A 10,009-nucleotide genomic window follows, 5' to 3' on the forward strand; every position below is an offset into this window, starting at 1 on the left:
CGCGGGGGCCCGGGCCCGCCGGCTCATGGCGGTGTACTATCTCATCACCGGCAGCTGCTACCAGCCTGTCGTGGAGAGCGGCCGCATCTGGATGCAGCACTGGTGCCCCGCCCTGCGGGAGCGGTACCACGCGGCGGCCTGCGGTGCCATGAACTATCTGCGGGCGGCGGACGGCACTACGGACCCCTGCCTTTCCCGGCTGCTGGCGGAGCTGGGAGAGGACGAATACCGCCGGGCGGACCAGCTGCTGGCGCTGCTGGAGCGGGGGATGCGGCAGGGATGAATCAACGGGGCGGGGCAATTGCCCCGCCTTGTGCTTTGTGTTATAATAGCCTGAAATTATGAATTTATCCGGGAGGACATCATGTTTACAGGCTTTACCGATGAGACGGTGGACTTTATGTGGGGCATCCGCTTCAACAATGAGCGGACGTGGTTTGAGGCCCATAAAGACATCTATCTTACGAAGTTTTACCAGCCTATGAAAGAGCTGGGGGACGAGATGTACGACTTTTTACAGGGGGAGCGGCCGGACTACGGCCTCATCCGCAAGGTGACCCGCATCTACCGGGATGCCCGTCGTCTCCACGGCCGGGGGCCCTACAAGGACCACCTGTGGTTTTCCGTGGAGCAGCCCACGGAGCAGTGGACGGCTCACCCCACCTTCTGGTTCGAGCTGGGGCCGGAGGGGTGGGGCTATGGCATGGGCTACTATCTGCCCAAGCCCCTGACCATGGCCAAGCTCCGGGTCCGGATCGACCGGGACCCCAAGACCATGGAGACGCTGACCCGCCGGCTGGCCCGGCAGAAGGAGTTTCAGCTGGAGACGGAGGACTACAAGCGCCCCCGCTCCGCCGCCCCCTCCAAGCTGCTGGAGCCCTGGTACCGGACCAAGTCCTTTTCCATCTGCCATGAGGACAAGCTCACCGACGAGGTGTTCAGCCGGGAGATCGTGGACCGGCTCAAGGAGGGATACCGCTTTTTGCTGCCCTATTACGATTACTTCGTCACGCTGGACGGCGACCCGGACCCCCGGGAGCAGTAAGACGAAAAAATCTGAGCCTTCCCCGGGTTGAAAACCAGGAGAAAAGAGCCTATACTGAAACCAATTTTCATTGAGAAAAAGGAGCGATTTCCATGAGAGCATGTCCGGATCGCGCGGCGGCACTGGCGCTGCTGCGCAAGTATAACGCGGAGCCTTTCCACATCCAGCACGGCCTGACGGTGGAGGGCGTTATGCGGTGGTACGCCAATGAGCTGGGATACGGCGAGGACGCCGATTTCTGGGCTACGGTGGGGCTGCTGCACGATGTGGATTTTGAGAAGTGGCCGGAGGAGCACTGCAAAAAGGCCCCGGAGCTGCTGGCGGAGATCGGCTGCAGCGACGAATTCATCCACGCGGTGTGCAGCCATGGCTACGGCCTGTGCTCCGATGTGGAGCCGGTGGAGGAGATGGAGAAGGTCCTCTTTGCTGCCGACGAGCTGACGGGTCTCATCGGCGCGGCGGCGCTGATGCGCCCCAGCAAGAGCTGCCAGGACATGGAGGTCAGCTCCCTGAAAAAGAAGTTCAAGGACAAGAAGTTTGCCGCCGGCTGCTCCCGGGATGTGATCCGCCAGGGCGCGGAGAACCTGGGGTGGACCCTGGAGGAGCTGATGGACAAGACCCTCCAGGCCCAGCGAAGCTGTGAGGAATCGGTGGCCCGGGAGATGGCGGCGCTGTAAGACCACCCCCCGGCGGACATCACCATTCCGAAAAATATAAAAAGGACGGAGCCAGACGGCTCCGTCCTTTCTTGTTTCGTTCCTGCGGACTTACTCCATGGAGATAATATAGTAGTACACAGGCTGCCCGCCGGGCAGTACCGCTACCTCGGCATTGGGGCAGGTGTGCTCAAAGACCTGAGCGGCCTTCTGAGCGTCCTCCTCCGTCACATCCTCACCGAAGTACAGCGAGATGAAGGAGGAACTCCGGTTGGCGGCGTCCTCTGCCAGCTTTTGCAGCAGAGTGTCCAGAGAGCTGTCAGTCCCGAAGAGCTTGCCCTCCTCCAGGGCCAGATAGTCCCCTTCCTTGATGTCGAAGCCGTCGAAATCGGAGTTTCGGGCGGCGTAGGTGATCTGGGCAGTGGTGACGGTGGCGAGGGCCTCGGTCATGGCGTCGGTGATGGTCTGGGCGTCCGGCGCTTCAAAGTCCACATTCATCATGGCGGTGATGCCCTGGGGTACGGTCTTGGTGGGGATGACAACCACCTTTTTCTCCGTCAGGGCGCCGCACTGCTGGGCGGCCATGATGATATTGCCGTTGTTGGGCAGGATGAACACGGTCTCGGCGGGGATGGCGTCCACGCCCTTGAGCAGGCTCTCGGTGGAGGGGTTCATGGTCTGTCCGCCGGAGACTACGCCGTCAACGCCCAAATCCCGGAACACGGCCTCCAATCCTGCGCCGGCGCAGACCGCCAAAAAGCCGTAAGGCTTTTCCGGGGCGGCCACGGTGTGGGCATCCTCCTCCGGCTGCTGGGCGGCCCCTTCCTCCAGGGACTGCTCCACCGCGTCCAGGTCATCGGTGCTCTGGACATGCTTGCCGGCAGCCAGGTCCTCGGCCTGGGTGCGCATGTTCTCGATTTTGGCCAGCTCCAGCGTGCCGTACTTCTGGGACTCATTGAGGGCGTTGCCGGGGATATTGGTGTGGACGTGGACCTTGAAGGCCTCGTCGTCCTCACCGATCACCAGGCTGTCACCGATGCTGTTGAGGTAGGTGCGCAGCGGCTCCAGAGAGATGTTGGGGGTGGCCTTGCGGACGATGAACACGGTGTCGAAAGCGAAGGTGATGTCCTCCACATTCATGGCCTGGAAATCCGCCTTCTCCTTTTCGGGGGCGCTGTCCTCGTCCTGCTGGGGCATGGGTTCGCCCCGCAGCTCTGCCAGCATGCCCTCCAGGATCAGAAGGTAGCCCTTGCCGCCAGCGTCCACCACGCCGGCCTTTTTCAGCACGGGATTCATCTCGGTGGTCTGGGCCAGGGTCTCACGGCCCTCCCGGATGGCTTCCTCCAGCACTGTTTCCACATCCTTTTCCTCAGCGGCCACTTCCACGGCCCGCTTGGCCGCCAGGCGTGAAACCGTGAGGACGGTGCCCTCGGCGGGCTTCATGACGGCCTTGTAGGCGGCGGAGACGCCCTCCTGCATGGCGGCGGCGAAGGCGGCGGCGTCAGCGCTCTCCATGCCCTTGAGTCCCTTGGAAAGGCCCCGGAAGAGCAAAGACAAAATGACGCCGGAGTTGCCCCGGGCGCCCCGCAGCAGGGCGGAGGCCGTGACGGAGGCGGCCTGATCCACCGTGGCAGGGCTGGACTTGCGCAGCTCCGTGACGGCGGTGCCGATGGTCATGGACATGTTGGTGCCGGTGTCGCCATCCGGCACCGGGAAGACATTGAGGTCATTGATGGCCTGCTTATGGGCCGTGATGACGGCGGCGCCGTGAAGCACCATCTGCTTGAACAGCGCGCCGGTAATTCGTTCGTTCATTCGTTTAGCTCCTCCCCTCACAGGGTCATGGAATCGACGCACACGTCCACCGCTTTGACGGGCACACCGGTGTTCTTGGTGACCACATAGCGCACCTCATTCATGATGGAACGGCACACCGCGGGGAGGTTGACGCCGTTCTCCACGATGATATGAAGCTCGATGGAAATGGAATTGTCGTCGTGATAGGTGATGCTCACACCCTTGCTCATGGCCTCCCGGCGCAGCAGATGGACCAGACCGTCGGTCATGGAGCGGTAGGCCATGCCCTTTACGCCGAAGCAGTTGGTGGCCGCCATACCGGTAATGTTGGAAAATACGGCGCTGCTGACGGAGATATCTCCATGATCGGATTTGAATTGAATCATGAGAACGTCCTTTCTTTTTCCGTATTGACAGAGAACCCAGCGGTCCCTGTGGGAACGCCTGCGGGCAGCTGTCCGCGTTGGATTGTTCTATATGGAACCCTATTATAAACGATGGGCCGGGAAAGTACAAGCTAAAAAAAGAATTCCCCGGCGGCGGAATCCTATTGAAATAGCGGCCCATTTGCCGTAAAATGGGACCAACAGCCGCCTTTTTCAGCCAGTGGAACGGCGGAGAGTAAGGAGAGAACGCCATGCGTGTGATTACAGGCTCCGCCCGGGGCCGCCGGCTCAAGGAGCTGGAGGGGATGGAGACCCGCCCCACCACGGACCGGGTGAAAGAGGGGCTTTTCAATATTTTGCAGTTTGACATCGAAGGCCGCCGGGTGCTGGATCTGTTTGCCGGCACCGGCCAGCTGGGCATCGAGTGCCTCAGCCGTGGGGCGGCCTCCGCCGTGTTTGTGGACCGGCGGCCAGATGCCGTGAAGCTGATCCGGGAGAATTTGAAGATCACGGATCTGCAGGACCGGGCCCGGGTGGTGGCGGGGGACTCCATGGAGTACCTCAAGTCCCTGCGGGAGAAGTTCGATCTGATCTTCCTGGACCCGCCCTATGAGGCGGGACTGCTGGAGCCGGCCCTGGCCCACATTGCCAGATTTGACATTCTCGCACCCCATGGTATAATCGTAGCGGAACATCCGGCGGTTCGGACCACGCCGGCCCTTGCGCCGCCTTACCGGGTCCACCGCACGTATCGTTACGGAAAGATCGGCCTGACGGTCTATCACCGCGACGCAAACCAGGACAGCGAGGAAAAGATCCCATGAAAACAGCCGTTTGCTCAGGCAGCTTTGACCCCATTACCCTGGGGCACCTGGACATTATCCGTCGGGCCGCTGCCTGTTTTGACCGGGTTTGGGTGTGTGTCAGCCCCAACGCGGAAAAAAGAAGTCAGATGTTTACCCCGGAGCAAAAGCTCCATCTGGTGCAGGTCGCCGTGGCGGATCTGCCCCATGTGGAGGCGGAACTGTGGCCGGGCCTGCTGGCGGACTACGCCGTGGAGCGGGGAGCATGCACCATCGTCCGGGGCGTGCGCAACGGAACGGATTACGATGTGGAGGCCCAGCTGGCCGCCATCAACCGGGGAATCCACCCGGAGCTGGACACACTGCTGCTGCCGGCCAGCCCGGAGTATCAGCACTTCAGTTCCTCCATGGCCCGGGAGATGATCCGCTACCGCCAGCCGCTGGAGCGGTATCTGCCGGCATCTATCATCCCCCTGGTGCGGGAGATGACTGAAATGAGAAAGGATGAGACCTGATGGCCAATGATATCAACCGACTGATCGATATGATCTATGAGCGGATCGAGGACGCAAAGGCCCCCGCCCTCAAGCCCAATATGAGCATGGTGGACCGGGATGAGATGCTGGATCTGCTGGATGAGCTGCGGGCGCAGCTGCCTGTGGAGATCAAGCGGGCCCAGGAACTGCTCTCTGCCCGGGAGAAGTTCGTGGATGATGCCAAGCGGGATGTGGACCGCATGATGCGTCAGGCGGAGCTGGACGCCAAGGCCAAGGTCTCCGACAGCGAGGTGATTTACGCCGCCAAGGAGAAGGCTCGGCAGATCATCACCCGGGCGGAGGAACGCTCCCGCCAGCTCTACCAGGTGGCCAACGAATACGCCGAGGACGCCCTGGCTCGGACGGAGGAGGCTGTGCAGGCCGCGCTGGACGAGGTCAAGCAGTCCCGAGTTCAGTTCCGCAGCGCTTCCGCCGCCAAAATGCAGGAGCAGCGTGAAAAACTGGAGGGCAGAGACACCCAGTCGGACGGGGAATGACTATAGCGTCTGCGGGTGGGCAACCATAATCCCTGAAATTTTGTAAAAAACGACGGTGAAATTTCTGAAACTTTTTTAAAAAGAACCGTATGTAGTGGAAAAGTTAAGAAAAAGCCCCCGGTAACACAAAATCTTGTGTTGCCGGGGGCTTTCGATTTTACGTAAACCGCTCAAAGCACGGTCGAACATGTGTTTCAAATGGCCAATTTTAGACAAATTTTGCATGATTTCTGCCATTTTTGAACCCTTGCAGTCGAAAAAAAATCCTTGCAATCAAAGGGGGATTCGCTTATACTCAAAAGCAAGTGGTGGGGAAAAGTGGGTAATTGGCGCAGGAAGTGCCAGACCATTCCCATCCAGCCCCAAAAAAGGGGGAAAGGGGGGCGGCGTCCGTGGCGCGACTGCTGGGAAAATCCAACAACAGCATCGACTCCAAGGGCCGCCTGGTCATTCCTGCCTCCATGCGGGAGGCGTTGGGAGACACCTTTACCATTACCATCGGGGCGGAACACTGCCTGACCATCTATCCCCAGGCCAAGTGGGACCAGATGTCCGAGGATATGGACCAGCTGAGCTATTCTGAGGCCCGGGCACTGACGCTGCTCTATGCCAACGCCGTCCAGTGTGAGCCGGACGCCCAGGGCCGGGTGCTGATCCCGGCAGGGCTGCGCAAGCATGCGGGACTGAAAAAGACCGCCACCATCGTGGGTCTCAACTCTTTCGCGGAGATCTGGGACGAAAAGACGTGGGAGGAGCGGGAACAGCGGATGCTGGAGAGCGAGGACATGGTCGCGGCTCTGGACGCGCTGGCCCGTGCCCGCAGAAACCGGGGGTAAGGATCTATGGAATATACCCATAAGCCTGTGCTGCTGCAGGAGTGCATCGACGCCCTGCAGATCCGGCCGGACGGCATCTACGTGGACGGCACGCTGGGACGGGCGGGCCATTCCCGGGAGATCGCCCGGCGGCTGACCACCGGCAGACTCATTTGTATCGATCGGGACCAGGCGGCCATCGATGCTGCCCAGGAGCGGCTGGGCCCCTGGCTGGACCGTGTGACGCTGATCCACAGCAATTTCTCCTCCCTGGCGGAGGTGCTGCGGCAGGCGGGGGTTTCCGGCGCGGACGGGATGCTCTTTGACTTGGGCGTTTCCTCTCCCCAGCTGGACGACGCGTCCCGGGGCTTTTCCTACATGCAGGACGCGCCGCTGGACATGCGGATGGACAAGGACGCACCCCTGAGTGCTTATGAAGTGGTAAATACCTGGAGCGGCGAGGAACTGCGCCGCATCCTCTATGAATACGGCGAGGAGCGCTATGCCCCCGCCATTTCCAGAGCCATCGTCCGGGCGCGGGAGGCCGCGCCCATCGCTACCACGCTGGAACTGGTGGAGATCATCAAGGGGGCCATGCCTCCGTCTGCGCTGCGGGAAAAACAGCACCCGGCCAAGCGCAGCTTCCAGGCCATCCGCATCGCTGTCAACGGCGAGCTGGATGCCTTGCCGCCTATGCTGCACGCCGCCGTGGACGGCCTGAATCCCGGCGGACGGCTGGCGGTGATCACCTTCCATTCCCTGGAGGACCGGATCGTCAAGCAGGCCCTTCAGGATATGGCCCGGGGCTGCACCTGTCCGCCGGAGTTTCCGGTGTGCGTATGCGGGAAAAAGCCCAAGGTGAAGCTGATCACCCGCAAGCCGATCGTCTCCGGCCCGGAGGAGCTGGAGGAAAACCCGCGGGCCAGAAGCGCCAAACTGCGGGTGGCGGAAAAGTGCGAGACATTTGACATTTGATGGATAACCGATAACCGGTGCCGTCAGGCCCGGTGGGGGGGGAGACCCCTGAGTGTGTGGAGTGAGATACAAATGAGGGGAGGAGCCCGTTGTGGCATCTGCGGCAAAGGAATTACGGTACAGCAACAGGAACGCTGTTTACGGAGACTTGGCATATGATTTGGATCGGGAACTACGGGAACGGCAGCTCCGCCACGCCGGTGAGGCTCCCCGCCAGCTCCAGACGGCAAAGGAATTGCCACAGGTCCGCCGGGCGACCCGGGTGCAGACCCGGGAGCGGCAAAAACTCTCCGTCCTCACGGTACTTGGCTTTGGAGCCGCCGCGGCGCTGGCTGTGCTGGTGCTGATGAGCTATATCCAGCTGATGGGGATTTCCAACAGCGTGGTGTCGCTGAAGAGCCAGCTGGAGGATCTGGAGACCGAAAATGTGACGCTGACGACGCAGTACGAGCGGATGTATGATCTGAGCACCGTGCAGGAAGCCGCCGAGGCGGCGGGAATGAGCAAGCCCAGCGGCAGCCAGATTTACTACATCGATCTGAGCGACGGTGACAGCGCCGTGGTCTATCAGCAGAAAGAGCCGGATGTTCTCAGCCGCCTGCTGACATCCCTGCACCATGGCGTTTACGCGGTGGTGGAATACTTCGAGTAAGACCGTACTATAATGAAGCAGCGTGAGGAGTAAGAAGCGGGACTTCTTACTCCTTGCTTCGGATATGGGGTCCCAAGCACCCATGGGAGGAGACAAAGCATGGCAAACTTACCCAGACGAAAGACCGACGCCGCCCGGCGGGCCAATCAGATCATCCGTACCCGGACGGTACTGGTCATGGCGCTGCTGGGCGTTGTTACCTTTGCGGCGCTGTTTTTGAAACTCTTTGATCTGCAGATCCGTCAGCACGACGAATTACAGGAAAAGGCTGTGGCCCAGCAGACCCGCAGCACCGTTATCACTGCCTCCCGGGGCACCATCTATGATCGCAACGGCCATCCGCTGGCGGTGTCCGCCACGGCGGAAAACGTGTTTGTGGACCCTAAGGGCTTGCAGAAGTATCTGGATGAGCAGGAGGAACAAGGCAACACCGACGTCCGGGACGCCGAATACATCGCCCGGGGGCTCAGCCGCATCCTGGAGGTGGATGAGGAGAGCATCCGGGAAAAGATGGAAAAGACCAATTCCGCCTATGAGATCATCAAAAAGCGGGTGGACCAGGAAATCGCCGATGAGGTCCGCAAGTTCATCAACGGCGAGATCGACGACGAGGGCAATCAGCTGACCACCGTCAACGATGATGGGGACACTGTGCTGATCTCCGACCCGGACAAGAGCCCCGTGCGGGTCCACGGTGTGTACCTGGAGCCGGATTCCAAGCGGTATTATCCCAACGGTACCCTGGCGGCCAACGTGCTGGGCTTCGTCAACAACGACAATATCGGCGGCGTGGGCCTGGAGGCCAAGTATGACAGCATCCTCCAGGGGACCGCGGGCCTCACCATCACCGCCCGGGACAACAACGGCAACGATATGCTCTATCAATATGAGCAGTACTATGACGCGGAAAACGGCAGCAGCCTGGTGCTGACGCTGGACCGGGGGGTCCAGGCGTCTTTGGAAAAAGGCCTTTCCAGCATGATCACCAAGTTTGACGCCGCCAAGGGCGGTACCGGCATTATCATGGATGTCAACAGCGGTGCCATCTTGGCCATGGCGTCCTACCCCACCTATGATCCCAATTCCTACGGAACGCTGTATGATGAAAAGCTTCAGTCCCAGTTGGACAGCCAGCTGGCGGAGCTGGCCCAGAACCGGGGCAATTATGAAACGGAGGAGGACTACCAGGCGGCTGTCTCCGCGGCCAAGAGCTCCGTTTTGAGCACGCAGTGGCGCAACAAATGCATCGACTCCACCTATGAGCCCGGCTCCACCTTCAAGCCCATCACCCTGGCCACGGCCCTGGAGGAGGGGGTGGTGGACATGAACACCACCTTCAACTGCACCGGCTCCATCACGGTCCAGGGCTGGGGACGGCCCATCAACTGTTCCAAGCGGGCCGGCCATGGCCTTCAGACCCTGAAGGTGGCCACCGGAAACTCCTGCAACCCGGCCTTCGTCACCATGGGATTGAAAATCGGTACCGAAACTTACTACAAGTACCTCAAGTCCTTCGGCCTGATGGAAAAGACCGGCGTGGACATGATCGGTGAGGTGGCGGGCATTTTCGCCGATGAGGACAGCTTCAATTCCAACGTGGTCTCCCTGGCGTCCTACGCCTTCGGTCAGACTTTCAATGTCACGCCGCTGGAGCTGATCCGGGCTCAGGCGGCCACCATCAACGGTGGCTATCTGTATACGCCCTATGTGGTGGAGCAGGTTCTGGATGACAGCGGCGCCGTGGTGGAACAGCACGAGTCGGTCCCCGTCCGCCAGGTCATCAGTGAAGAGACCTCTGCCAAAGTGCGGGAGTGCCTGGAGTGGGTCGTTTCCGACGGCGGCGGCCG

The 10,009-nt window shown here is 60.8% G+C and carries 11 protein-coding genes and 1 pseudogene; 10 read left to right on the plus strand and 2 right to left on the minus strand.

Features of this window, described 5'->3' with window-relative positions; all coding sequences use genetic code 11:
• The 3 genes and pseudogenes from QZL67_RS08240 to QZL67_RS08250 all read left to right on the plus strand — a co-directional run.
• Nucleotides 1-283 (plus strand): annotated as a pseudogene (locus QZL67_RS08240) (ferritin-like domain-containing protein); the annotation flags it as partial.
• Between the two features lie 81 nt (nucleotides 284-364).
• On the plus strand, nucleotides 365-1,045 hold the full coding sequence (locus tag QZL67_RS08245; protein WP_022290251.1) for a DUF2461 domain-containing protein: 681 nt from the start codon (nucleotides 365-367) through the stop codon (nucleotides 1,043-1,045).
• A 92-nt stretch (nucleotides 1,046-1,137) separates the two neighbouring features.
• Nucleotides 1,138-1,722, plus strand: a complete 585-nt coding sequence (locus tag QZL67_RS08250; protein WP_022290252.1) for a hypothetical protein — start codon at nucleotides 1,138-1,140, stop codon at nucleotides 1,720-1,722.
• Between the two features lie 90 nt (nucleotides 1,723-1,812).
• Here the strand turns inward: QZL67_RS08250 and QZL67_RS08255 are convergent, their stop codons facing one another.
• Both QZL67_RS08255 and QZL67_RS08260 read right to left on the minus strand, forming a co-directional pair.
• The gene (locus QZL67_RS08255; RefSeq protein ID WP_022290253.1) at nucleotides 1,813-3,516 is read right to left on the minus strand and encodes a DAK2 domain-containing protein; all 1,704 of its coding nucleotides are present in this window, start codon (nucleotides 3,514-3,516) and stop codon (nucleotides 1,813-1,815) included.
• 17 nt (nucleotides 3,517-3,533) lie between these two features.
• Nucleotides 3,534-3,884, minus strand: coding sequence for an Asp23/Gls24 family envelope stress response protein (locus QZL67_RS08260; protein ID WP_022290254.1), 351 nt, complete (start codon nucleotides 3,882-3,884; stop codon nucleotides 3,534-3,536).
• A gap of 251 nt (nucleotides 3,885-4,135) precedes the next feature.
• Here QZL67_RS08260 and rsmD point away from each other — a divergent pair, with 251 nt between their 5' ends.
• The 7 genes from rsmD to QZL67_RS08295 form a co-directional block, all read left to right on the plus strand.
• Entirely contained in the window at nucleotides 4,136-4,708 is a 573-nt protein-coding gene (gene rsmD, locus QZL67_RS08265; protein ID WP_022290255.1) for a 16S rRNA (guanine(966)-N(2))-methyltransferase RsmD, read from the plus strand.
• On the plus strand, nucleotides 4,705-5,202 hold the full coding sequence (gene coaD, locus QZL67_RS08270; RefSeq protein WP_022290256.1) for a pantetheine-phosphate adenylyltransferase: 498 nt from the start codon (nucleotides 4,705-4,707) through the stop codon (nucleotides 5,200-5,202). Before rsmD ends, coaD begins: the two co-directional genes overlap by 4 nt.
• Nucleotides 5,202-5,720, plus strand: a complete 519-nt coding sequence (locus tag QZL67_RS08275; protein WP_022290257.1) for a hypothetical protein — start codon at nucleotides 5,202-5,204, stop codon at nucleotides 5,718-5,720. The genes coaD and QZL67_RS08275 overlap by 1 nt, the downstream gene beginning before the upstream one ends.
• Before the next feature lie 392 nt (nucleotides 5,721-6,112).
• Nucleotides 6,113-6,556, plus strand: coding sequence for a division/cell wall cluster transcriptional repressor MraZ (gene mraZ / locus QZL67_RS08280; protein WP_022290258.1), 444 nt, complete (start codon nucleotides 6,113-6,115; stop codon nucleotides 6,554-6,556).
• A 6-nt stretch (nucleotides 6,557-6,562) separates the two neighbouring features.
• Nucleotides 6,563-7,510, plus strand: a complete 948-nt coding sequence (gene rsmH / locus QZL67_RS08285) for a 16S rRNA (cytosine(1402)-N(4))-methyltransferase RsmH (RefSeq protein WP_022290259.1) — start codon at nucleotides 6,563-6,565, stop codon at nucleotides 7,508-7,510.
• 160 nt (nucleotides 7,511-7,670) lie between these two features.
• Nucleotides 7,671-8,162, plus strand: coding sequence for a hypothetical protein (locus QZL67_RS08290; protein WP_292920146.1), 492 nt, complete (start codon nucleotides 7,671-7,673; stop codon nucleotides 8,160-8,162).
• Between the two features lie 99 nt (nucleotides 8,163-8,261).
• The coding region (locus tag QZL67_RS08295) for a penicillin-binding protein 2 (RefSeq protein ID WP_292920147.1) at nucleotides 8,262-10,009 on the plus strand (1,748 nt) is incomplete at its 3' end.

Origin of the sequence: Oscillibacter sp. CAG:155 (assembly GCA_000436875.1) — a bacterium.
Classification (GTDB): domain Bacteria; phylum Bacillota; class Clostridia; order Oscillospirales; family Oscillospiraceae; genus Oscillibacter.